We start from the raw sequence: 25229 nt of genomic DNA on the forward strand, positions 1-25229 counted from the left end.
CCCAAATGAGACCGGAAATTCCTGCCGGTTCCCTATAAATAAAAGCCATTCAGATGATCTGAATGGCTTCCTGTTAAGCTATGATTAATATGGTTTATTAATATACAATATTCATCATTGGTTTCATTACTTGCTCTTTTCTGTGGTGAGCTTCCCTGCTAATTTTGAAACTTTAAGTAGTCCTTTTCCTAACTTTTTAATGGAAGCGCTGTCTTTTGTGTTTTCTGCTTTTTCTGCCGCTTCCACGGTAGCATTGCCTAATTTTTCAAGCAGGCTGCAGATTTTTTTGTTGTCCTTATCAGCCATGGCCTCTTTCAGTTTCTCCAGATCGTGCAGGATCGGTGCAAAGCCTCTGCGGTCTTTCAGGAGCTTGATCCAGCTGGTGATGTTTGGCGCAGCACCGGTTTTGGATTCTTTTTCAATACCGGTTTCTACCAGTTCAATTGTTTTTTCAACGTGTTCTAATTCAGATTTTTGATCGTTCATAATTTTGTTTTTTGATGTAAATTGCATAGGACAATAGATGTGCCAGAGTTAGTATTTTTTTCAAATATTAGTATATAATTATACTTTTATTTTTCAAGATCTTGGATTATCATAAAACTGTAAACCCACATTGTGAATCATGGCTGAATACCGATGCCATGCATACAGTATTATAAAGGGTAATTCGTCAAAGCCTGAATATTTGGCATATAATTGGTTCAGGAAGGAAAAAAAATAAATATTATGATTAAAAAAATTCTTACACTGATGTTGTCTTTGTGCTTCCTGAGCATTTCATTAATAAGCTGCGACAAAGATGATATAGAAGTCCCGGTGCCTTTTGACATTCCGTTAACGGTTGAGCAGGATCTGCCTTTTGCTACAGTACAGACCAGCTCTTACCTGCGCTATCCGGAAATTGCCCTGAATTTAGACCTTGATGCCACCATTAAGGAAAAATATCCGAAGCTGTCTATTAACAACCTGAAAAGTGCCAAGCTTACAGGCTTTACCATAGATTATATCAGCTCTAAACTCGGAAACAAACTCGATGTGATTAACAGTGCCAAAATCTATATTAAAGCGCCTGATTTACCGGAAGTGCTGGTGGGTACTGTAGAAAACAACACCAATCCGAACCAGCTGGTGATCAATACCGTGGATACTGAACTGATCGACTATTTTAAATCCAAGCAAAACTCATTGATTCTTGAAGTAAAAGGAGCAAAACTAAGCCTTGATGAGCTGAAAGTTAACCTGAAGCCTGTCTTCAAAATTTCTGTAGGGCTATAGTAATTCAGATTTTTAAATTTATATATATGCAGGAACTTAATCCTGCATTTTTTGTAAAAACCTGTGTTAAAAATTTCTTTTGGCTGATCTTTTGCGGTACAGATACAGGAAGTTAGTGATTTGAAATTCAGCACTGCTCCATTGATGTCTAATCTTTAATACCAACCATTATGGGAATAAAACCAGGACCAAAGAAAACAGCAGCATCTACCGGTGAAACCGATAAGCGCCAAAGGGATAACAAAGAAACGCCTAAAAACGACCCGTCGCTAAAGCCTCATAAGCATAAGAAAGGCGACTGACCGTAACTGAATGTGTATTTTAATCCGACCATAGTAATACTGTGATCAGGATTAATTTATAAACCCAGATGTGTGACCATAAAAGGGATTAAAAACAAACTTTATAATCTGTAAAACGGCTTCTATGAACATAGGAACCGTTTTTTGATACATATTGTCCGGATAAATACATTTTTGGATCCTTTAATGCAGTATGAATCCAGTTCATCATTAGATTAAAAATCATGAAAAAAAATACCACATATCACATTTATTCATTACCATGGCTCTTTTTTTGAGGCAGAGCAATTAATATATATCATCTAAGCCAAAGAAGTTTTGACTACGCAGATGATCAGATAATGGAAAATCCTGAACCGGCAAGAGTTGTCATAAAACGCCATATGGTATACTAGGTACTCCAATAATTTTTTAATTAATTTCTGAAACCATGAATAAAAACAAATATTTTTTTACTTCCGTTCTTGCCCTGTTGCTTCATTCTTTATGTGCCGGACAGCAGCAGAATGCCGAATCGCATTATTCGCTGTTTAAACCTGTTCCGAAAGCACTGATGAGAGAAATGGAAACCGACCGTCCTGATGTAACTGAATCTCCCTACACTGTGGATGCCGGACATTTCCAGTATGAAACCGATATCGTTAACCTGGTTCGTGAAAGAACTGAGCTGCAGAAGACCAGTACCCTGCTGATCAATCATGCCAACATAAAAATCGGAATTACCGGCTCCACTGCCATACAGATAGGTTTCCCAACCTACGGCATACAGAAGGAAACCGATCTGGTTACCGGTGCTGTAACCACAGCCCGTGGCTTTGGAGACATCAGCCTCAGGGTAAAACAGAACCTGATAGGAAATGACAATGGGAAATTTGCCCTAGCCGTTCTGCCCTACATCAAACTCCCGACTTCCGGATATGACGACGAAAGCCGCCTGGAAGGAGGGCTGATTGTCCCAATGCTCTATAAACTGCCCGGGGAATGGAAAATCGGGATGCAGGTAGAAGTTGACAGGCTGAAAGATACAGACCAGCCGGCCATGCATACGCAATTCCTGCAGACCCTTACTCTCAGCCATCCCCTGGTAAAAAGTGTGGAGGGAATTGCAGAAACCTATTATACCTATGATTTCAAAGCCCATCATCTATCCAATTACGTTAATGCTGCGGTCCAGATGGAAGTAGCCAAGGATTTTAAGGTTGATGCGGGAATCAATTACGGGCTCCAGCACGATGCGGAAAAACATTATTTTGTCGGTGCCTCTTACCGGCTGTAATCAATAGTCGAGACAGATTTTATTTTTCTGAATATGAATGCGTCACGGTTTGTCGCGTAAGGATTCCTTTTTTCATCTAGTTAAAATAAAATCTGTTCCTATCTTAGAAAACTGCTCAAATAATTTCATGCAGTTTGATTATTCCTCTATCCATACCAGTTATTTAATCCCTGAAACCTTATCGTCCAGGTCGCGTATGTCTCTCCTCAGCTCCATGAACATATCTTTGATATTGTAACTTTCATAATGATCAGGCTCAAAATCCTCAGGGAATATCCCCGAAGCATACTGCCATACCTCCACAATTTCCCCTAACGGAATATCGTAAGGCTTATAAAACGGGTTGTCGGCAGCTACGGTAACAGATTTCCCTTTCTTAGCTTTAAACCGTTTATAGGAAATACCATCGTTTAAAGTGACAAAAACATAACTTTTACCGGTCTTAAGGTCATTGATGTCTTCAACATATTTGCCGATGATATAAGATCCGTCTTTAAACGGAGGCATGGAATCGCCCTGCGCCGGGAATGCCCTGTATTTACCGTTGACCAGAAAAGGCAGTGAAATCCGCTGTAAGCTTTCAATGTATTCAGGGTCACTGTACCCGGACAGATAACCCATCGATGCCTTCTGAGGTACAATTTCAATACTGTTGTTCCCGAGTTTATCCACAATAACGGGCAGCACGATCCTGTTATCCGGAAGTTTTAAAATATCCTCCAGAGGATATTTGCGGATATCAACCGTCAGCAGCAGATCGATGCTTACATTGAAATATTTTGAAATCCTGATCAGAAGCTCATACGGAGCCTCGGAACGCCCGTCTTCGTATTTGGAATAGCGCACCCTGCTCAGTAAAATTTTATCCGCCAGTTCCTGCTGGGATATATTTTTCTGAGCCCTTAAAAACCTGATGTTTTCTGAAAAAATAGACATTGATACAATTTGTATCAGCAAATATACAAAAAATGATACAAATAGTATCTAGTTTTGTACCATGAACCGTGCAATTGTACATATGGACCTGGACGCCTTCTTCGTATCCTGCGAGAGGCGTAACAATGATGCCCTCAAGGGAATCCCGCTCATTATAGGAGGCGGAGACCGGGGCGTTGTAGCATCCTGTTCCTATGAAGCACGGAAATTCGGTGTACATTCTGCCATGCCTATCCGGATGGCATTAAGGCTTTGTCCGGAAGCAAAAATCATCAAAGGCGATCATGAACTCTATTCCAATCTGTCTCATACGGTAACCGAAGTCATCCGGGAAAAAGTTCCGTTGATGGAGAAAGCGAGCATCGATGAATTTTACCTGGACCTGTCCGGGATGGATAAATTTTTCGGATGTTTCCGCTGGACCCAGGAGATGGCGTTATCCATTACCAAGGAAGTGGGTCTCCCAGTCAGCTTTGCATTGTCCGCCAATAAAACGGTTTCCAAAATCGGGACCGGTGAATCCAAGCCTGAAGGCAGGCTGAAAATCGCGGAAACGGAGATCCGGCCTTTTTTGAACCCGCTATCCGTCCGGAAAATCCCGATGGTGAGCGACCGCACATTCCAGCTGCTTTCCCGGGTAGGCATCCGTACGATCCATACTTTATCTGAAATGCCCGTCCTGGTCCTCCAGCAGATGATCGGGGCCAACGGAAAAGAACTGTGGAAGAAAGCCAACGGCATCGATGAAAATCCGGTCATCCCCTATTCCGAACGCAAATCCATCTCCACAGAAAAGACTTTCGCTACCGATACCATCGATATCCCGGACCTGCAAAGGATCCTGAACGGGATGTCGGAAAAGCTGGCTTACCAGCTGAGGCAGGAGAAATGGCTAACCTCTACCATAGTGGTGAAAATCCGGTACGCCAACTTCGATACAGAGACCAAACAGAGCAGGGTCGCCTATACCTCAGCGGACCATACCCTGTCAAGGGTTGCGCTGGAACTTTTCAACCGGCTGTATACGCGCAGGATGCGGATCCGGCTTATCGGCCTGCGATTTACCGATCTTGTCCACGGAAGATACCAGATGAACCTTTTTGAGGATACCGAAGAGCAGATGAGCCTGTACCAGGCCATGGACCGTCTTAAAAACCGTTTCGGAGCGGATGCTGTCGGCAGGGCTTCGGGCTTTGATTTTGAACATAAAAACCTATTATAATATTTTTCCTATGTATATCAACTGTCACTCCTTCCACAGTCTGCGTTACGGAACCCTGTCCGTAGAAGAGCTTGTACAGAAAGCCCAAAGCCTGGGCATCAAAGAGCTGGTGCTTACGGATATCAATACTGTTACTGCCATTTACGAGTTCAAAAAGCGATGTGATGATGCCGGAATCAGGCCCATCGCCGGAATGGAAATCAGAAAAGACAACAGGCTGCTGTATATCGCCATAGCCCGGGAATTTTCCGGGATCGGGGAAATGAACCGGATGGTCACCGCCCATAACTGCGACGGAGCAGCGCTTACGGAAACAGCCCCGGATTTTGAAAATGTATTCGTGGTGTATCCATTGCAGAATATGCCGGCAATGCTTAAGGACAATGAATACATCGGGATCCGTGAAGAGGAGCTTAATTTCCTGATCCGTCCTGAACTGAAAAAGCACCTTCACCGCATGGTCATCCTTCAGCCGGTAACCTTCAGCTCCCAGAAAGAATACAACCTGCACCTTATTTTAAGGGCTATTTATAAAAATACCCTGTTATCCATGCTTTCAGAGCAGGATACCTGCCGGAAATCGGAATACATGAAATCCGAAAGGGAACTTACTGAAGAATTTCAGTATTACCCTGAAATTATTGAAAACACCAAAAAGCTGTTGGCGGCATGCAGCTTTGAATTCGATTTTAAAAAAGTCAGCAACAGGCAGTCGTATACACGGTCCAGAGCATCAGATCTGAAGATGCTGACCCGGCTGGCTTACCTGGGGCTTAAAAAACGTTACGGCAATGATCATGAAGAAGCTCGCAAAAGAGTGGAACGCGAACTGGAAGTCATCAATACGCTTAACTTCTGTTCCTATTTCCTGATTACCTGGGACATTGTCCGCTACAGCAACCGTATGGGGCTCATGCATGTGGGAAGAGGGAGCGGTGCCAATTCCATCGTCAGCTACTGCCTGGGCATTACGGACATCTGCCCGCTGGAACTCGACCTTTATTTTGAACGCTTTCTGAACCTGAACCGGAATTCACCACCGGATTTTGACATCGACTGGAGCTGGCAGAACAGGGACACCATACTGGAATATATCTTCAAACGCTATGGAAAAGAGCACGTGGCCTTCTGCGGCACGAATGTGCAGTTCAAATACAAATCGATCTTCCGGGAAGTAGGAAAAGTATTCGGACTTCCTAAAGAAGAGCTTGATGGTTTGGCTAACCAATCAGTGGAAACCCATGACCGCAACTCGGTAGTGAAGCATGTCCACCGCTACGGTGCCATGATGGAGAAATTCCCGAACCAGCGCAGCATGCATGCCTGCGGAATCCTGATTTCCGAAGATCCCATCACCAATTTCACTGCCCTGGAAATGCCGCCCAAAGGATTCCCGATTGCCCAGTTCGATATGGATACGGCGGAAGATATCGGACTTGAAAAATTCGACATCCTTTCTCAACGCGGACTGGGCACCATTAATGACACGGTAGCCCTGATCGAAAAGACGAGAGGCATTACCGTAGATATCCGGAATACCGCCCTGTCCAAAAACGAAGCAAAATCCAATGAATGCCTGGCTGTAGGAAAGACCATCGGATGTTTTTATATTGAATCCCCGGCCATGCGCGGGCTCCTGAGAAGGCTGAAGTGTTCGGATTACCGGACTTTAGTCGCTGCTTCTTCCATCATCAGGCCCGGCGTAGCCCAGAGTGGGATGATGCGGGAATATATTTTCAGGCATAACCACCCGGACCGGTTTGAGTACTTCCACCCTATTTTTGAGGAAAACCTGAAGGAAACTTACGGCATTATGGTATACCAGGAAGACGTCATTAAGATTGCCCAGTATTTCGGAGGTGTGTCACTGGAAGATGCAGATATCCTCCGCAGGGCCATGAGCGGAAAAGAAAGGTCGATTAATAAACTACAGGAAGTAAAAGCCAACTTCTTTTTGCAATGTAAAGGACAAGGTCATTCTGAAGCCCTTACCCGGGAAGCTTTCCGGCAGATCGAATCTTTTGCCGGGTATTCCTTCTGCAAGGCCCACTCAGCTTCCTATGCCATGGAAAGCTACCAGAGCCTGTACCTGAAAGTATATTATCCGCTGGAATTCATGGTCTCGGTCATTAATAACCAGGGCGGTTTTTACCGCACGGAAGTCTATATCCATGAAGCCAGGATGTCAGGAGCCGGCATTCAGGTTCCTTGTGTGAACACCAGCGAATACCTGGCTACCCTTAGAGGAAATGAGATCTACCTGGGTTTTATGCTCATGGAAAGGCTTGAAACAAAAGTAGCCCACAGAATTGTGGAAGAACGTGAACGTAACGGGACTTACAGCTCGCTGGAAGATTTTATCCGGCGTATCCCGGCCGGTATTGAGACTATTCAGACGCTGATTTTCATCGGGGCATTCCGGTTTACCGGGAAACCGAAGAATGAACTGCTCGTGGAAGCGCGGATGCTGCTGGTTAACTTCAAACCTGAAAACAGGGGCATGATGCTGATTGAAGAACCGGTACAGTCTTTTCAACTGCCTGAACTGAAAAGGGAGCCTTTAGAAGATGCTTTCGATGAGATAGAGATCATCGGATTCCCGGTTTCCTGCAGTCCGTTTGATTTATTGCAGACCTCGTACCGCGGTTCGGTTTATGTGAAAGACCTGCCCCGTTTCCATAAACGCCAGGTAAAGATGCTGGCCTACCTGATCTCCAGGAAACACGTTCCCACAAAAAAAGGAGCCATGTTTTTCGGGACCTGGATCGATGTGAACGGGGAATATTTTGACACGACCCACTTTCCGGACAGCCTTAAAGATTATGATTTTCAGGGTGGGGGCTGTTATATGCTGCTCGGTACCGTAGAAGTGGATTACCACTTTCCTACCGTTACCATCCATAAAATGGCAAAACTGCCGATGATACCGGATCCGAGGTATGCTTATGCCCAGGAAAAAGAGTATGATATCTACCAGAAAATCCGGGAAGATGTCAGCATGACTTCAAGAAAACCTTATCCACAGGCACAGGAGATCAATTTGCCGCGGTACAGGATCAACAGGTAGTTCAAATCCCGGATTTCATTCCGGTTGTATAACAAAAAACCCCGGCTGAAGCCGGGGGCGAATTTTTCAATAACTAATAACTCTAAATTAGATTTGAGCTGCAAAGGTAATAAGAATTTCTGTATCCGACAGCAGAGTCTGGATTTTTCCACGTATTATTACATCCGGTATACAGCGTTCAGATCCGGAATTCTATTGTAGCAATAGGGAAAGAGACTCATACTTAACAAATTAAAAGGAGACCTTTCAAAGCATAAAATAATATGTTTAGCATAATTTATTAGTCATATTATCCTTTATTCCCTATCAGTTCAATTTTCCTTTTATCCTGTATCACTTATTTTGTCAGGTATGAGCATATGATTTCAGCGACAGCATCCGGATTTTCTTCGAACATGTAATGCCCTGTATCCGGAAGGTATACAAGTTCGTACTGTTCAGCTGCCATCGGAAGTGCATACTGGTAGAAACCGTAAGAAACATTGCTGGCAATCCCCAGCACAGGCATGGTCAGCTTGCTGTAATCTTTACTGTCTTCAATATCCTGATTAAAAGCCTGATACCAGGCATTGGAAGCGCGGATGCGTTCCGGCTGATTATAAACAGCGGCATAGGCTTCTTTTTCAAATTCAGATATTTTGCTTTCATCAATCATGACATACCGGAAAAGCCAGTCCAAAAGATCATAATAACGACCTTCCAGAAGCTTTTCAGGCAATCCCCGCACCTGATTGAAGCCCATCCACCATGTGTATGGATGAACAGGATCTATCTTATCCCTGAATGTACCGGCGGCAGGGATCAGCGGCATCTGGAGCATGCCTTCATTGGGATGGAGACCATCGGCAACAATCAATCCGGAGACCACCTGAGGATAATTATAAGCCAGGCTCATCGCCACCATCCCGCCGATATCATGGCCAAGCACAAAAGCTTCCTGAAGGCCCAGCTGAATGATGAGACCGTAAATATCCGATGCCATCGTCTTTTTGTCGTAACCCGATTCAGGTGCCTCTGAGCTTCCCATTCCACGGATATCCACTACAAAAACCCGGAAATGTTTAGCCAGCTGCGGGGCGATCCTGTGAAATGAATACCAGGTCTGCGGCCATCCCGGAAGGCAGATCAGAGGAGATCCGCTGCCTCCTTCCACATAATGGAGCTGTATTCCGTTTACATTAATGGTATGATTGATAAATCCTTCCCAGTTTTTAATCAGTTCTTCGTCTGTATATTCGGTGTGCATAGCTGTAAAGTTAAAGTTTAGAGATATTATTTTCCTGCTAAGGCTTCTTTAGCGGTAGTCCAGGTGAGATCAGGATAACGTCCGTTGTCCAGCGTATTGTGATGGGCCGCAAACATACTGTACAAATACTGCATCTGCTGCCACGCAGGATACAGCTCGCGTTCGCCTTCAGGGTGTTGTTTCCTGATTTTTGTAATCATATCCATAAACTGATCCATGGAGCCTTGGTTCTGAAGTTCAAACGGCACTCCGAATACGCGTCCGGTCAGAGGCACCAGATCTTCCGGACTCACCCGGAATCCGGCAATGCGGAGGTAGCGCGGAGCTGTATCGTCCAATGCCGCAGCAGCTGTAAAAGCAGCTGTATCATCCAGGGTCGTGAAATCAATTTCCCATCCGGATTTACCCTCATAATAAGCAATGGTGCGGTTTTTTGTATTCATAAGGGGAATATCATATTGCAGGACATATGCAAAAGCACCGTTAAAAACTGAAGTAGCCTGAATAGGACGGCTATCGAGAATATCGGCAAAAATTTTACGCAAATCGAAATTTCGGTTGCATCCTTCAGGCAGCTGCGCATAATCTGTACAGAAATCCGAAGGAATAAAACGCGGTACGCCTGTACTAACAGCGGCATCCAGGAGTTTAGCCTGTGTTTCTACGATAACGTCACGGAGTCCTGCCAGGGAAGATACGACACAGGATACGCCGGAACAGGCAGACTCCAGCATGGAAGCATCATTAAAATCAGCCTGAATAACATTGACACCCAGAGCCTCCAGCGCATTCACTTTTTCAGCATTACTTTCTGCGCGTACTACTGCTTTCACTTCTGCTCCCCGACGGATCAGTTCACGGCAGATTTTTTCTCCAAGGCTCCCGGTGGCACCGGCAACCAGAATTGTTTTTTCCATAGTGGTCATATTTGTTGATATGTCAAAACTATGAATTATCGGAGCCCATGAAACTACCATTTGGTAGTTTAGAAAATCTTAACGTATGTTTTTGCGGATGCGGCTCAGGGCATTAGGTGTGATGCCGAGATAGGACGCCAGCTGTTTTACAGATACATGCTGCATGAAACCGGGCTTTTGTAAAAACTCAAGGTAACGTTCTTCCACGGTAAGGGTCTGGAAACGGATGATTTCGTCAATCATGCGGATGGCCATTGATTCCCAGATCTTCCTGCCGAATTCCTGCCAGGCGGGAAGTTCACGGTACAATAATTCCATATCAGCCTTTTCGATATAATACAGTTCGGCTTCTTCAACAGCTTCTACATTGAAACGGGTCGGTTCCTGGTGTTTAAAGCTGGTAATTTCTGTAAAAAATTCATCCGGCAACACCACCCAGGCTGTCAGTTCCCGGTCTTCGCCATATACAAAACGCAGGGCTCCGCTCCTGATATAATAATACCGGCTGGCCACCTGCCCCTTCTTTAACAACAGCTGTCCCTTCCGGACTGTTTTCACATGGAATCTGGAAAGGATCATCCGCAGGTCATCATTAGAGAAATGACCATACCGGGCTATAAAATCTACAAATTCCTGCATGACGGTGATGGATTAATTTTTATGACTGATCCGTGTCGGTTCAATAAGCAAATGTATAATAAAAGTTGGATAATTAATCCCAGGCAAAGATTTTACAATAATCTTATATCAGGAACTGTCCCTGTCTGAAGCACAAATTCAAATACTCATTTACGGTAATCCACAGGGAAACAGGGAATATCCTATCTATTTTTGTATGAAGATTAATCTATTACACAGCAAAAAAGACCCATAAAGCACAAATGATGAAAACCATAAAGCCCTGTACAGGTACAGGGCTTTATATTCAGGAATAAATCAGGAAGGTTGCTTATTTCACTGCTGTGGCTTCCAGCTCCACTTTCAGGGTTTCAAAAAGGCTTTTTACTTCCAGCACGGTAGAAGCCTGCCTGATCCCGTTTTCGGTGAGCCATTCCTGTATAATACCGAAATGTTCGAATAGTTCTGATGCTGAGGTTGTATAGATGTTCAGCCGCACAATATTGTTCAGCTCATATCCTGCTTCCCGGATTACTTGTTCAAGATTCCGGATGGTATGGATCAATTGCGATTTCATATCCTGATTGCTTGAAATGCCTTCATCACTGATGGCAGTCTGGCCCGAGACATATAAAGTACTTTCGACATTCCTTACTTCCACAGCCTGGACATAATTCCTTGTATCCTGCCATGTCCAAGGATTGATTACCTGTTTTTCCATTTGATAGTTATTTAAACTTAGGAGGCAAAATTCCTGATATTGTATGGATGATGACTGTGATGCAGATCACTTTATGTATTCCTGTTTTTGTACAGCCGGCTCAGGGTCTCCCGTGAAACACCGAGATACAGTGATAATATCGATTTCGGAATTCTCTGGATCAGTGAGGGATAGAGCTGTAAAAACTGTTCATACCTTTTCTTTGCGGACAACGTGAGCAGCGAAAGAATCCTTTTCTGATTGGCGATATGTCCTTTAACGGACTTATCAAGAAAATATCCTGACAAATGCGGATAACGTTCGGTAAGCATCCGGTAATCGTCATAGTGCAGGCTGAAAATTTCACTGTCTTCAATACACTGTAAGCTGGATATCGCCGGAACCCGATGGTAAAATGCAGAAAAATCTGTTTCCCACCAGTTTTCGAAAGCAAAAGACAGAATACATTCTTTCGCTTCATCATCTGTATAGAACAGCCTGACCAGTCCGGAAGCTATAAAGTAGATATAGCTGACCTTATGCCCTTCCCGGAAAACATAGCCTCCTTTATCCAGCTTTTGATGATGAAATAAATCTTTAACTTCAAGAAATTCCTGATCAGTCAGACGGTCAAACAGGTCTATGGTGTTTTTTGATACTTGCTCCATTTTTCTTAACTTTGATCTGAATAATTCTATCGGACTATAAAGTTTCTTCCCTTTTTTCTGTTAGCCCGGTTTCCAACAATATACGCATTAAGTTTCATTACTATCCCGTTTACCAACAAATACATCCTCCAGGTTTTACCAAAACAGCTGTATGATCCAATGCATTTTAAACTTATCCATCATCATATTAATACCCCTTTATTATGAATCAGAAAGAAAATATGAAAATAATCATTACCGGAGGGCCCGGGATGGGCAAGACCTCAATTATCGGCTCCCTGAAAGAAATGGGATATTCTACTGTACCGGAGTCCGGGAGGGATATCATCAGGAACCAGACTGAAATCTGTGGAGACCGGCTTCCATGGAAAGACCGGAAAGGATTTGCTGAGGAAATGTTCCATCAGGCCATTGAAGATTTTAACTGTGCAGGCCGGCATGACAGCCTTACTTTTTTTGACCGGGGCTTACCTGATGCCATCGGTTACCTGATGCTTTGCAGCCTCCCTGTACCGGAAATCATGTGGCTTGCCGCAAAAGAATACCGTTACCATAAGAAAGTCTTCATAACGCCGCCGTGGAAAGAGATTTACATCCATGATGAAGAGCGCAGGCAGACTTTTGAGGAGGCCATGGCAACATTTGAAGTCATGAATACACTCTACCGGGATCTCGGGTACACCGTGATTGAAATTCCCAAAACTGCCATTTCTGAAAGAGCCGGATTTATACTTCAGGAAACCGTGAAGTGATAACGCTATTTCGATGATCAAATTTTAACTTCATCGTTTTCCAGATTCCGCAGCCGGCGTGAGGCAAATCCTGAAAAAGCAATCAGTCCGCCCAGGAATCCAATCCCGATAAACAGCCCGCGTATTCCCAGCCATTCTCCGAGAGGATTAGCTATGAGAAGGCCTACAGGCGCTGCAAGTCCCATAATCATATTCAGTAAAGACAGTACCCTGCCCTGGATCTGGTTGGGGATTACCGTCTGCAGCAATGCCGTCAAAGGGGCATTGGCAAAAATAAACGTCAGCGAACTGATCGTCCACCAGAATACGGCAAGCCAGAAAAGACCGGCAGGCATCAGTGCCACAAAGCTGATGGCAAAGCAGGATAAACCCAATCCGGTAAGAATCCATATCATTTTACGCTTTGGAGCTATTAGGGTAATGATAATTCCTCCGGCAACCATACCCACGCCGGCAAGTCCTTCCATGATGCCTACTTCCCTGACACTTCCTTTAAAATAATCCTTTACCAGAAGCGGTACAAACGTAAAAGTAGGCATGATAACGAGGACAATGCAGCCCAGCAGCAGGAAAAGCCTTTTCAGTCCCTGATGTTTCCATACAAGAACGATCCCCTCCTTTAGTTCTGATGCAATATTATGCAGAAGCGGCTGACCGTTCCCGGGTTTCCTGTATTGCGGAATTGAAAAAAAGAATAATGGTGCAATACCCAGCAGAGCGGTAAAAACATCGATGCTTAAAGCCCATCCTAAAGGCATGGTACTTACTGCCAGCGCACCCAGCGGAGCACTCGCTACAAGTGTGGCTCCGTACAGTATCTGATTCAGGCCTGCAGCACGCGGCAGAAAGTCTTTGGGAACAAGCATTGCCGCGCTGGCTTCGGCCGCCGGAGCCTGGAAAGCCTGCATCCCTCCCCTGATGCCCATCATAACGTAAATATGCCATAATTCTATCTTATCTGTGATAAACAGAAGCATCAGCCCCGCCATACAGACCGCACTTACGGCATCTGCAACGATCATGATCATTTTCCGGCTGTACCGGTCCGCAAATACACCTCCTACAGGGCTCAGCAATGCCTGCGGTAACAGGGCAACCGTTCCGGCCATGGCAAGTTTGCTGACACTTCCGGTAGTATCGGCAATCCACCACATCAGCACAAACTGTGTGAGTGCAGAACCGATAATGGAAAAGGCCTGTCCGGAAAAAATACACCAGTAACGCTTCTGCCAGCCTGTCCCTGTTAGGCTCAGTTCATTTTGAGTATGTTCTTCATCTGAAATCATAGCAATGTTACTTTTTATACTATACTGACCGTTGCATTACCTGTCCAGCCACAATTTAAACTGTGGCATCCTGATGCGGCTGACAATGACTTCCGCATCCCGGTTTCTCTTCAATATGATTTTTGCTTTTTCACCAAAATACTTGTGGATGCTTTCTATACTGTTAACATGCAGGATATACTGCCGGTTCACCCGGAAGAAAAACTGCGGATCCAGCTGCTCTTCCAGTTCATCAAGGGTATACGGAACAGCAACAGAACTACCGTCCAGCACCACGAAATAGACGATCTTATTCTCCAGGCAGATATAATCAATCTCTTCGGTGGGTATTATCTTATACGTTTCCCGGTAATGCAGCAGAAAACGGTTCCGGTAGGTCTTCTGCCGGGTCTTCAGCATTTCCAAGATTGCGCCCGCATCGTCCCCGGAGAACTGCGGACGGGTGGTACGGGTTACTTTTTCAAGGGCCTCTTCCAGCTCTTCCCGGACAATAGGTTTCAGAAGATAAGCTGCGCCGTACACTTTGAAAGCCTGCAAAGCATATTCATCATAAGCTGTAGTAAAGATGACCGGTGCCCGGACATCTGCTCTTTTGAAAATCTCAAATGATAAACCATCCGCAAGCCGGATATCCATAAAGATGACATCAGGCTGACGGTGGGAAACCAGCCAGTCCACACTGTCCTGTACGGTGGGAAGAACGGCTAGCATATGGGCCTGATCCGTTGTCTTCTCTACCATGCTCTTCAGCAATTCTGCATTATGCTGTTCGTCTTCTATGATGATATACTCCATACTATTCCGTTATAAATTCAATAGGGGCAAAACCACCTCAAAAGAGTCCGGGGTTTCTATGATTTCCGGGGTTACATTGTCCAGTAACTGGTAACGTTCCCGGATATTTTTTAATCCCAGTCCGGTGCTTTTATAATCGATATTGATGCGCTGAAGATTATTCCTCACGGTGATCTTACCGTTTCCGAGACTTTCCAGAGACAGCTTCAGCGGCTGCCTGAGTGTTGAAATGTTGTGCTTGATGGCATTTTCCAGCAACAGCTGTAAAGTGACCGGCGGAATCCCTTTTCTTTTATCTTCTTCTGTAATCTGCACCGAAAGCTGAATGGTTTCCCCATGCCGTATCCTGATCAGATGGAAATACAGATCCACAAATTTCATCTCTTCTGCCAGCGTTACCACATCTTTTTTAGCGGTAGTCAGGATATAGCGGTACACCCTGGATAAATTGGACAGGAACTCCTGCGCAGCATTCCGGTCCGTTTCAATCAGCTGGGTAAGGATGCTGAAATTATTGAACAGGAAATGAGGGTCCAGCTGAAGCTTCAGTACCTGCAATTCGGCCTGGAGCGCATTTTCTTTCAGCTGGTGGGACAGCAGTTCAAGGCTGGCGGTTTCAATTACCTTGGCTTTCCAGCGGGCAAAAAAGAAAAACGAATAATAAAAGCTGTTGACAAATGCAGCAACCACGATGTTAACCACCAGGTAAGCACGGACCGACAGCTCGGTTTCTTTATCATCCACTGAAGGTCCGGGCCATATCCAATCATACACAGCATCCTCCAGATACAGCAGCAGGCACATACAGGCAATGACTACGATGGTGGTAATGATAAAGTGCACAAGGATATTATTGCCGTACACTGCCCGACGATGAACCCATCCGGAGAGCAGCCGGATAACACCGAAAATAACGGCATACATCAATATGCTTCCGGAAAGGGTCAGTGCGATTTCAAACCACGCCGCTTCACTATAGAAATCCCACCATTTGCTGGAAGGGTTCAGAAGGTACTGGATCAGGATAGCCAGCCCCAGTGAGACCGGCACGCCGCTCCACTGGAAAAGCCTTTTCCCGAATAAACCTGTGTTTTCCCTGCTGTGAATACTCATTTAATTTCCGCCTAAAGATTTGTAAAGAGCAATATAGGTATTTATTTCTTTCTGTGCCGCTGCCGTATAGGCCAGCTCTGCCTGGAAAGCACTTTGCTGTACCGTTAAAACTTCCAGGTAATTTGCCTCTCCGTACCGGTAGAGCAGCTGTGCATCTGCAATAGCTTTATCCATTGCTTTTTTACGGTTGTTTACCTCATACAGCTGTTCCTTCACCTGGATTATATTATTCAAGGCTGAACTCACTTCTTCTACTGCCCCTACCACAGATTTCCGGAAGGCATGTACTGCAGCTTCCCTTTGGTGGACGGCCTGTTCATAGCCTGACCGGATACTTCTCCTGTTGAACAGCGGCTGTGTTAATCCAGCAGCCGCAGTCCCGAACAGGGATCCCGGAATGGAAAACCAATTGGCCAGGTTAGTAGCGTTGGAACCGCCCTGTGCCGTAATCTTCAGGCTGGGGTAAAATTCGGTTTTGGCTATACCAACCCGTGCGGAAGCCGCCTGCAACAATAATTCCTGCTGTTTTACATCCGGGCGGTTGGCCAGGAGGTCAGCCGGAATTCCGGCTTCAAGATCTGCTGCAAAGGCATAACTCCCGAACTGCCCGGAGCGCTTTACGGCATCAGGATAATTTCCTGCCAGAGCCTGTAAGGCATTTTCCTGTGCTTTGATGCTGGCTGTGATATCCGGGATCAGTGCACGGGTCTCAGCCAGCTGGGCTTCTGCCTGTTTGATGGCCAGTGCCGTCACATCGCCTACTGCATACTGGGTTTTCAGCATCGCAACGGTTTCCTGCATGCTTTTTTCAACCTGCCGGGTAATTTTCAGCTGCTCATCCAGGCTCAGGAGGTTATAATAGGCCTGTGCCGCCTGCGCGATCAGCTGTACACGCAAGGCCCGCCTGTTTTCAGCTCTGCTGAGGTAGTTGGCCAGCGATTCTTCCCGCTGTCTTTTCAGTTTTCCCCAGAAATCGATATCCCAGGAAACTACCGGCGCAAAATTATATTCCTGAAAAACCACGCCGCCACCGAAGGAAGCCTGCATACTGTTTTTAGACAGCCGCTGTATCCCGGTGTTAACCTGTAAGCTGATATCGGGAAGGTAATTCAGTTTTACACTTTTCAGCTGGGCTTCAGAAGCCAGGATTTCCTCCGAAGCCACAAGCAGGTCCGGATTTTTTGCCATCACCTGATCCAGCAGGGCAATCAGTTCCCTGTCCTTGAAAAAATCACGGTAGGTTGGGATTTCGGATGTTTTTGCAGTTTCCGGAGACCCGTTAAATGATGCAGGCATACCAAGTTCCGGCCGTTGATAATCCTGGGTTACCTTGCAGGATTGCAACAGCCCGGAAAGGGCAATGGCTATCAAACTATATTGTGTGAGTGTTTTCATCTCTCTGGTTTTTATTGATTGATACTTTATCCTGCAGCCACTGGAACACCATATACAGAACCGGGATGATCACCACCCCCAGGATCACGCCGCTTAAAATTCCTCCGGCTGCACTGATGCTGATGGAGCGGTTACCCATTGCAGTTCCGCCTTTGGCAAACATCAGCGGTATGAGTCCGGCAACAAAGGCAAAAGAGGTCATCAGGATCGGACGAAGACGCATTTTTGCCCCTGCTATGCCGGCTTCAAAGACAGACAGCCCTGTTTTGCGCTGCTGAATGGCAAATTCCACGATCAGGATGGCATTTTTAGCCAAAAGCCCTACAAGCATGATCAATGCGATCTGGACATAAATATTATTATCGATACCGGCGAATCCTGTGGCGATAAAGACCCCTAAAATCCCTGTCGGGAGGGACAGCATTACTGCCAGGGGCAACAGGTAGCTTTCATACTGGGCAGCAAGCAGGAAGTAGACAAACAGGATGCTCAGACCGAAAATAAAGATCATCTGCGAACCCGAATTACGTTCCTGCAAGCTGAGCCCCCCATATTCATAACTGTAGCCTTTCGGCAGTTCTTTGCTCAGCACCTCATCGATTACGCTCATGACCTTCCCGGTACTGGCCCCGCCGGCGGCATTCGCATTCACCGAAATGCTGTTATAGAGGTTATACCGGCTGATTACCTGAGGCCCGTAGACTTTTTTAAGGCTGACCAGTGTAGATACCGGAACCATTTTATTGTCGCGGTTGCGGATCATAATGTTGTCCAGAGAAGCTTCGTTTTTCCGGAATTCCGCTTCAGACCGTACGTTGACCCGGTATAATCTTCCGAAACGGATGAAATCTGTCGTTTGGGAACCGGTTAGGTACAGCTGCATCACATCCATGATTTCTTTGGGAGTAAGGCCCAGCTGCTGCGCTTTGTCTTCATCCAGCACCACTTCATACTGCGGATAATCGCTTCGGAAACTGGTGAATGCAGTCCCGATCTCCGGCCTTTTGCTTAAAGCGTCAATCACTTTCCTGCTGACCTTTTCAAAGTCGGCAATACTTCCTGAAGCCCGGTCCTGAAGCACAAACTCCACACCTCCCGCATTTCCGAATCCTTCCACTGCCGGATTCCTGAAAATCATGAATTCTCCTTTAATTTTTCCTTTGACTGCAGCCTGTATTTTTTCCATCACCTTATTCATATCAGATACTTCTCCCCTGGCTTTTGGATTTTTAAGGGTAATGAACCCCATGGCGGAATTGGGTGAAGCTGCTGAGCTGAACAGGTTAAACCCGGAAACAGTACTGATACTTTTCACCTCGGGCATCCGGCGGACAATTTCCGTTGCCTTTTCCATTTCGCGCGTGATGTATTGCAAGTTGGCACCGGCCTGAAGGTTGACCACGAAAGTAAGGTTATTGTCATCCTCCTCCGGAATAAAGCCTTTCTGGGCATTGTTCATCAGGAAGAACGCACCAAAAGCAATGAGTGCTAATGCCCCGAGGGCAATGATCTTTCTTTTTCCTAAAAACCGGATCGCACCTACATACTTATCGGTCAGCCGTTCAAAACCGGCATTGAAAGCGCTGGCAAACCTTTGGGTAAACTTTTTGTTTTTCCCTTCATTTTCCGGATGATGGTTTTTCAGCAGTAAAGCACATAAAGCCGGGCTTAAAGTAAGGGCATTAACAGCTGAAATCAGAATCGCGATAGCCAGTGTATAAGAGAACTGTTTATAAAAAACTCCGGCCGGACCTTCCATAAAACCTACAGGAAGGAAAACGGCCGACATCACGAGGGTAATCGAAATAATAGCCCCGCTGATTTCACTCATGGCCGAAGCGGTCGCCGTTCCGGCATGTTCACCGGTCTCTTCCATTTTTGCATGGATGGCTTCTACCACCACGATGGCATCATCCACCACAATTCCAATGGCCAGCACCAGCGCAAACAGGGTGAGCACATTCACCGAAAACCCGATCAGGTACATGAAAAAGACGGTCCCGATGATGGATACGGGAACGGCAATGGCCGGAATGATAGTCGACCTGAAATCCTGGAGAAACACCAGCACTACGATGAACACCAATACAAAAGCTTCGATCAGGGTGGATTTCATTTGTGAGATGGACGCATCTAGACGGTCTTTCGTATTCTGGATGATCTCGAACTTAATGCCGTCCGGCACGCCTGTCTGGAATTTCTTCAAGGACTCCTGAACTTTGATGGCAATTTCGTTGGCGTTGGAACCACTGGCCTGGATGACAGAAAATACCACTGAAGGCTTTCCATCCGTAAAAGTATCGCTGGAATAATTGGACAGCCCGAATTCAATCCTGGCTACATCCGTCAGCCGCAAGACAGAGCCGTCCGTTTTCGAGCGCAAAATGATCCTTTCAAATTCTTCAGGCTTGTTCAGTTTTCCTTTGTACCGCAATACGTATTGCAACTGAGCATCCGATTCTTCTCCCAGAGCCCCGGGCGAAGATTCAAAGCTGTAGTTCTGGATCGCCGTTTCCACATCGGAAGGAACCAGACCGTAAGCGGCCAGTTTCGACGGATTGATCCAGACCCGGACGGAATAGTCTTTGGCTCCGTAAAGCGTAACATTTCCTACTCCGGGAATCCTTTTCAGTTCGGGAACCAGGTTAATATTAGCATAATTCTGAAGGAAAGCCTCGTCATACAGTTCCGGTTTCTCACTGTTGATATTCACGACCATCAGGTTGCTGGTCTGCTGTTTGGTCGTAGTCAGCCCCAAACGGATTACTTCCACAGGAAGCTGGGCATTGACCTGTGCCACCCGGTTCTGAACATTGACGGCCGCCTGATCCGGATCTACCCCTTGCTTAAAAATAATGGTAATGGAAAAACCTCCGTCGTTCGAAGCACTGGAAGTCATGTACTGCATGTTTTCCACTCCGTTGATCGCCTGCTCCAGCGGTGTGATCACAGAACGGATCACACTCTCTGCATTGGCTCCGGGATAAACACCGGATACAAAAACGGTAGGCGGAGCAATCTCCGGAAATTGCGTCATCGGGATGCGTTGCAGACCTACAACGCCCAGCAGCACGAGTATGATGGAAATCACCGTTGCCAGAACGGGTCTTTTAATAATTTTGTTCAACATAATTCAGCAGTTTTACTTGAAAGCTTTTGGTGTGATGACCGAATTTTCAGGAATGGAGGCTAGCTCGTTGGCAATGATCCGGTCCCCGGGTTTAAATCCGGATCTGAGCAGGTAAAAATTTCCCGACCGGATATAGTCTTTCAAAGCAAGCCTTATCATTTTGTTCTGATGGTTGACCAACCCTATAAATATCTTATCCTGGACTTCATACGTTGCTAAAAGCGGAATTTTATATACATTCTGCTCGGTAGTCCTCAGCACGATACGGCCGGTATTTCCGGTACGGAGTAACCCTTCCGGATTCGGGAACGATGCCCGCAGCGACACTGAACCGGTATTCGGATCGAACTGCCCGTCCATCATATCGATTTTTCCAGTATGGCTGTATGGCTTACCATCAGCAAGCAATAAGGTGATATTCTGGAAACTTTTCAGCTTCTCAATTAAGGTTTTCCCGGGACGGGATGCATTGATGTTCAGGATTTCTCTCTCAGGAAGGGAAAAATACACATAGATCTCACTGACTTGCGAAAGGGTTGTTAAGGCCTGCGTATCATTAGGGCTTACCAGTGCTCCTATCCTGTTGGGGATCCTGCCAATGTATCCGCTGACAGGCGCTTTAACGACTGAGAAACCCAAGTTGAGGTCAGCAGAAGCAACGACGGCCTGCTGCTGTTTTACTGCCGCCAGTGCATTGTCATAATTGGTTTTGGCTTTACGGTACTGAAAATCTGCCACCACTTTACTTTCACTCAGGACTTTGTATTTATCGAGTTCCAGCTTTGCAGAGGCAAGCTGTGATTTTGCCATTCCTAATGCGGCAATAGCCGTATTCTTCTGCTCCCGGTATACATTGGCGTTAATCCTGAATAAAGGCTGCCCGGCTTTTACAAAGGCGCCTTCATCTGCATATATTTTATCAATATACCCGCTGATCTGGGGCCGAAGCTGAACATTGTCTTTCCCCTGGAGACTGGCCGGAAAAGCCTGCTCTATCACTGCTTCTCCCGGATGCAGCGTAAGCACTTCTGCCTGTACAGGCTCCGCCTGCGTGGCCTGATCATTCCGCATTCCATCTTTACAGCTTTGGGCCAGTAATAGAATAACTATACATAATCCTGTATTCAATATGCTATGGTTCCTGATGTACTTCATTTCTGTTTTTCTTGAAATCCGGGACAAAAGTATAGTAAGAAGTACCCTGAATGCCTTTTTTGTGACTGAAGTGCGGAAATTAGCGATTGAAATGAGAGAATAAGATCATGAATTAAATATACTTTTATCAGTTTTCAATACCGTATTTACGTCGTTTTAATATACCGGACTGTTTTATAAACAACATAGGCACCAAAAATGATAAAAGTGAGCCATTGCCCAATGGTGAGAAAGAATAAGCCGCTTAGGATGCCATTGTTTTCCGGATGGCCGGTTTCAAAATAGATGGTGATCTCCTCGCCCACAGTGCCCCACAAAATGCTGCCGGCACTGCCATCCAACATTTTTCCACCATAATTGAACTGATAGGTAGCATGGTTATCATATTTTTGATGAAAATTAGTAAGCAATCTGGCTTTGGTGATCGTATAATCATTAGGATGTATGATGTAAATATTGAATAGCTTACGGCCATTCTGGATGCCGAGCGCGAGCAGTGGAATCAGTATGGCAACCGACAATAGGAAGAATGGACTGAACAGCTGTTTCTTTTGACGTTTCATTTCTAAATAACAAATTGAGCTTATGATTGTTTCCCTTTCATTGCATACCATGATTGCAAAAGCAACTATTAAACCATTAATAGCTTCTTTGCTGCATCTTCTCTCGATTCCGGATTTACTTTGCAGTATGTATCGAAGCTAACAGTGGAACCTGGAAAATGTTGAGTTCAGTGGAAAGAGAAAATATTGGCCGCAGAACAGTTATGAAAGGCCTTGGATTTCAATATTAGGTTACGAGCAGCCGATAATATGGCTCCGGCAATGGTTAACCATCAGCCAGCCACATATTGGTATTTTAAAAATATCGACCAGCCTATGAAAAGGTTAATGATAGAGCTGTCCTTTACTACTTTGAAAAAGACATAGCTTATCAAACAAAAATGTTGATTCCCAAAATATTATGTCCTGATTCATAAGTATAAAAATATTTTTATTACTTTAACCAAAAAATAAAACCACGTTTTAAATGCGGCCACACCATAAAATTTTTAAGTTATGAAGCATCTAAAATTACTTTTTCTAAGTGCATTGACTGCAACGATCTTTATTTCCTGTGACCAGATTATTGATAATATGCGGTTAAAGGAGGAACAGCAAGCCCAAACATCCGCTTATATGGGAAGATGGTCCGGAAGCTACAGCGGGGATGAAAGCGGTACCCTGGTCCTTGACATCAAAAAAAGCGGATCGGTAGAAGTAATCCGATCTTCTAACGGTGTCGAGGACAGGTATTATACTGAAATTTTTTCCGGAGCAAGCCTTCACGTTGCTTCATCTCCCAATTCCGGATTTACTTTATACGGAAATATGGAAACCCATAGCGGAACCTGGAAAATGGGAAAAAGCAGTGGGACGTGGAGTGTGAATAAGCAATGATGACTTTCAGCATCTGAAATTTGATTTTATTTAAAATGTTTTATGAAAGAAAAGCTTCCTATTTGGTAGGATAGATTCTCATTCAATAGTGTCGAATATTATATTTCATGCCAGGAATCATATAGCTTTTTCATAAGCCATAATATAATGATCATGAATATGATTTCCTGCCAGTAAGTGTGCATTCTGATCCAGAAATTTTTTAAGTCCGTTAAAAGGGAGTAAAACAGGAATAGTTTCAGAACCCAGATAATGGATTGAATCTGAAAGCTTAACCACATCAAATCCCATCAGTTGTAACACTCTCAGAAGTTTAACGTCACATTCCGCCAAGACTACTGAATTATGTATTTTGCAGACCTGATTGATCGCAAATGTTATAAGTGTTTTGAAAATCAGAAAGCCGGTTATATCAGTGTTCTGCTTTATAGCAAATCTTCCGATATGCCAGATTTGAGATCCCTGTAATCTGGTTCTTAATCCATTGATATTAAGAAATTTCTGTATCGGAAGAATATCTTTATAATTCCATCTCGTAACTCTTATTGAGCCATTGATAGAAAGGTCTTTATCACATGCCAGATAGACCTTAGAGTTTGAAAGTTTTTTTTCCTCCTCATACATCATTTCAATTTCTTCAGCAATAATTTCAGATTCTTCTGCTTGATTATGATGGTGATAATTTTCCTCTACAACAAATTTTGCCAGATAAAACAAGTCACCACTATTCAAATTACAATATTTTTCAGCTTCCATGTTTACTTATTTTTGTAAATATATTCGGGGAGAGTCATAAAATAACTACACTTTTGTGTAGATTTGTTATTAACACCAAACAACAAAAACGAAATCATGGAAAGTAATAATGATCGACTGAATCAGTTTTTCACTGAAAAAAACACCGTTAAGAATATTCAAAGCAATGACTTTATAAACACCGGTGAATACCTGGATATTATCAGGGCATTTGCCAGAATTACGTATAAAAGCATATACATTATAGACTATCAGAAGAAAGCGTTTGAGTATGTATCAGATAATCCACTTTTTTTATGCGGACTGGAACCAGAGCAGGTACAAGAACTGGGTTATGGTTTTTATTTCAGAAATGTAAAATCTGAAGACCTCAATTTATTGGTCCAGATTAACGAAATTGGATTTGATTTTTACGAACAGATCCCATTAGATGATCGTAAACTGTATACCATCTCCTATGATTTTCACCTGATCAATGAAAAGGGTAAATCTGTACTCATCAACCATAAATTAACACCGATGTTTCTTAACGAGGAAGGTAAGATATGGAAGGCCATGTGTATCGTAGCGCTTTCAAATAACCAGAACGCCGGCAATATTTCTATTAACCGACATGGTTCTGACGTTTTTTGGAGTTTTAGTCTGGAGACAGGGAAATGGAATTCAGAACAAAAAGCTAAGCTTTCTGAAAGAGAACTGGAAATGTTAAGGTTATATGCCAGAGGATTAACAATAAATGAGATAGCCGAAAAAATGTTTCTATCAGCAGACACTGTAAAATTTCACAGAAGAAAATTATTTGAAAAAGTAAATGTTCAGAACATTACCGAAGCACTAGCTTTCGCTACCAATAATAAACTGATTTAATTTCCACATTAAATTAAAAAAATATATGCATTATACCGATGCTATATTATATCTAACCGATTCAGACTGTTTAATCATCAGATAAAATGTAACCTTTATCCCGAAATCTAATAATGTAATCCGTATGACTATGCGCTGATTACATTATTTCAGTACAGTTAGCTGCTTTCAGTTTTCATTTTCTTATTATATGGGTATTATATTCAATAAAAAAACTACACATAAGTGTAGCAGATGAAATCCTGTAGCCTTATATATTTGTAAAAAAGCAATCAAACAGAATATCATTTAAAATTATCAAGTAGGTTATT

General features: G+C 44.3%; 23 protein-coding genes. 8 read left to right on the plus strand and 15 right to left on the minus strand.

Annotated elements, in window-relative coordinates; all coding sequences use genetic code 11:
* Positions 1 to 126: 126 nt before the first annotated feature.
* Entirely contained in the window at positions 127 to 486 is a 360-nt protein-coding gene (locus CGB83_RS04910; protein WP_157761333.1) for a hypothetical protein, read from the minus strand.
* A 243-nt stretch (positions 487 to 729) separates the two neighbouring features.
* On the opposite strand from CGB83_RS04910, the gene CGB83_RS04915 reads away from it, so the two are divergent.
* From CGB83_RS04915 to CGB83_RS04920, 3 genes are all read left to right on the plus strand, one after another.
* Positions 730 to 1278: a hypothetical protein gene (locus CGB83_RS04915; RefSeq protein WP_157761335.1), complete on the plus strand. Its 549-nt coding sequence runs from the start codon at positions 730 to 732 to the stop codon at positions 1276 to 1278.
* Between the two features lie 170 nt (positions 1279 to 1448).
* Positions 1449 to 1580: a hypothetical protein gene (locus CGB83_RS20580; protein ID WP_257790671.1), complete on the plus strand. Its 132-nt coding sequence runs from the start codon at positions 1449 to 1451 to the stop codon at positions 1578 to 1580.
* 430 nt (positions 1581 to 2010) lie between these two features.
* Complete coding sequence (locus CGB83_RS04920; protein WP_100074800.1) at positions 2011 to 2856, plus strand: transporter; 846 nt, start codon at positions 2011 to 2013, stop codon at positions 2854 to 2856.
* Between the two features lie 159 nt (positions 2857 to 3015).
* Here CGB83_RS04920 and CGB83_RS04925 read toward each other — a convergent pair whose 3' ends face one another.
* Positions 3016 to 3792, minus strand: coding sequence for an XRE family transcriptional regulator (locus tag CGB83_RS04925; protein WP_100074801.1), 777 nt, complete (start codon positions 3790 to 3792; stop codon positions 3016 to 3018).
* Positions 3793 to 3853: 61 nt separating this feature from the next.
* Between CGB83_RS04925 and dinB the strand changes: the two genes are divergently transcribed.
* Together dinB and CGB83_RS04935 are read left to right on the plus strand one after the other, a co-directional pair.
* Complete coding sequence (gene dinB, locus CGB83_RS04930; RefSeq protein ID WP_100074802.1) at positions 3854 to 5014, plus strand: DNA polymerase IV; 1161 nt, start codon at positions 3854 to 3856, stop codon at positions 5012 to 5014.
* A 10-nt stretch (positions 5015 to 5024) separates the two neighbouring features.
* On the plus strand, positions 5025 to 8081 hold the full coding sequence (locus tag CGB83_RS04935) for a DNA polymerase III subunit alpha (protein WP_100077499.1): 3057 nt from the start codon (positions 5025 to 5027) through the stop codon (positions 8079 to 8081).
* A 337-nt stretch (positions 8082 to 8418) separates the two neighbouring features.
* Here CGB83_RS04935 and CGB83_RS04940 read toward each other — a convergent pair whose 3' ends face one another.
* From CGB83_RS04940 to CGB83_RS04960, 5 genes are all read right to left on the minus strand, one after another.
* Entirely contained in the window at positions 8419 to 9327 is a 909-nt protein-coding gene (locus CGB83_RS04940; protein ID WP_100074803.1) for an alpha/beta fold hydrolase, read from the minus strand.
* A 26-nt stretch (positions 9328 to 9353) separates the two neighbouring features.
* Positions 9354 to 10244 (minus strand): SDR family NAD(P)-dependent oxidoreductase, encoded by an 891-nt coding sequence (locus CGB83_RS04945; RefSeq protein WP_100074804.1) that lies wholly within the window; start codon positions 10242 to 10244, stop codon positions 9354 to 9356.
* Between the two features lie 78 nt (positions 10245 to 10322).
* Positions 10323 to 10883 carry a Crp/Fnr family transcriptional regulator gene (locus CGB83_RS04950; protein WP_100074805.1) on the minus strand — a complete coding sequence of 187 codons (561 nt, stop codon included), beginning with the start codon at positions 10881 to 10883 and terminating at the stop codon, positions 10323 to 10325.
* 310 nt (positions 10884 to 11193) lie between these two features.
* On the minus strand, positions 11194 to 11583 hold the full coding sequence (locus tag CGB83_RS04955; protein ID WP_100074806.1) for a RidA family protein: 390 nt from the start codon (positions 11581 to 11583) through the stop codon (positions 11194 to 11196).
* A 71-nt stretch (positions 11584 to 11654) separates the two neighbouring features.
* On the minus strand, positions 11655 to 12230 hold the full coding sequence (locus tag CGB83_RS04960) for a Crp/Fnr family transcriptional regulator (protein WP_100074807.1): 576 nt from the start codon (positions 12228 to 12230) through the stop codon (positions 11655 to 11657).
* A 203-nt stretch (positions 12231 to 12433) separates the two neighbouring features.
* Between CGB83_RS04960 and CGB83_RS04965 the strand changes: the two genes are divergently transcribed.
* Positions 12434 to 12982 carry an AAA family ATPase gene (locus CGB83_RS04965; RefSeq protein ID WP_100074808.1) on the plus strand — a complete coding sequence of 183 codons (549 nt, stop codon included), beginning with the start codon at positions 12434 to 12436 and terminating at the stop codon, positions 12980 to 12982.
* A 17-nt stretch (positions 12983 to 12999) separates the two neighbouring features.
* On the opposite strand, the gene CGB83_RS04970 is transcribed toward CGB83_RS04965, so the two are convergent.
* The 7 genes from CGB83_RS04970 to CGB83_RS05000 all read right to left on the minus strand — a co-directional run bounded on the left by CGB83_RS04970 (position 13000) and on the right by CGB83_RS05000 (position 22419).
* The gene (locus CGB83_RS04970; protein WP_100074809.1) at positions 13000 to 14268 is read right to left on the minus strand and encodes an MFS transporter; all 1269 of its coding nucleotides are present in this window, start codon (positions 14266 to 14268) and stop codon (positions 13000 to 13002) included.
* A 36-nt stretch (positions 14269 to 14304) separates the two neighbouring features.
* Positions 14305 to 15063, minus strand: coding sequence for a LytR/AlgR family response regulator transcription factor (locus CGB83_RS04975; protein WP_100074810.1), 759 nt, complete (start codon positions 15061 to 15063; stop codon positions 14305 to 14307).
* Between the two features lie 9 nt (positions 15064 to 15072).
* Positions 15073 to 16176 carry a sensor histidine kinase gene (locus tag CGB83_RS04980; RefSeq protein WP_100074811.1) on the minus strand — a complete coding sequence of 368 codons (1104 nt, stop codon included), beginning with the start codon at positions 16174 to 16176 and terminating at the stop codon, positions 15073 to 15075.
* Positions 16177 to 17571: an efflux transporter outer membrane subunit gene (locus CGB83_RS04985; protein ID WP_100074812.1), complete on the minus strand. Its 1395-nt coding sequence runs from the start codon at positions 17569 to 17571 to the stop codon at positions 16177 to 16179.
* Complete coding sequence (locus tag CGB83_RS04990; RefSeq protein ID WP_100074813.1) at positions 17549 to 20701, minus strand: efflux RND transporter permease subunit; 3153 nt, start codon at positions 20699 to 20701, stop codon at positions 17549 to 17551. The genes CGB83_RS04985 and CGB83_RS04990 overlap by 23 nt, the downstream gene beginning before the upstream one ends.
* 12 nt (positions 20702 to 20713) lie before the next feature.
* The gene (locus CGB83_RS04995) at positions 20714 to 21856 is read right to left on the minus strand and encodes an efflux RND transporter periplasmic adaptor subunit (protein ID WP_100074814.1); all 1143 of its coding nucleotides are present in this window, start codon (positions 21854 to 21856) and stop codon (positions 20714 to 20716) included.
* A 146-nt stretch (positions 21857 to 22002) separates the two neighbouring features.
* Positions 22003 to 22419, minus strand: a complete 417-nt coding sequence (locus CGB83_RS05000) for a hypothetical protein (RefSeq protein ID WP_157761337.1) — start codon at positions 22417 to 22419, stop codon at positions 22003 to 22005.
* 495 nt (positions 22420 to 22914) lie between these two features.
* Between CGB83_RS05000 and CGB83_RS05005 the strand changes: the two genes are divergently transcribed.
* Positions 22915 to 23295, plus strand: coding sequence for a hypothetical protein (locus CGB83_RS05005; protein ID WP_157761339.1), 381 nt, complete (start codon positions 22915 to 22917; stop codon positions 23293 to 23295).
* A gap of 117 nt (positions 23296 to 23412) precedes the next feature.
* Here CGB83_RS05005 and CGB83_RS05010 read toward each other — a convergent pair whose 3' ends face one another.
* Positions 23413 to 24051 carry a hypothetical protein gene (locus CGB83_RS05010; protein ID WP_157761341.1) on the minus strand — a complete coding sequence of 213 codons (639 nt, stop codon included), beginning with the start codon at positions 24049 to 24051 and terminating at the stop codon, positions 23413 to 23415.
* A gap of 96 nt (positions 24052 to 24147) precedes the next feature.
* Here CGB83_RS05010 and CGB83_RS05015 point away from each other — a divergent pair, with 96 nt between their 5' ends.
* Complete coding sequence (locus CGB83_RS05015; RefSeq protein WP_100074818.1) at positions 24148 to 24918, plus strand: response regulator transcription factor; 771 nt, start codon at positions 24148 to 24150, stop codon at positions 24916 to 24918.
* The last annotated feature ends 311 nt before the right edge of the window (positions 24919 to 25229 follow it).

Source organism: Chryseobacterium camelliae (assembly GCF_002770595.1).
GTDB classification, from domain to species: domain Bacteria; phylum Bacteroidota; class Bacteroidia; order Flavobacteriales; family Weeksellaceae; genus Chryseobacterium; species Chryseobacterium camelliae.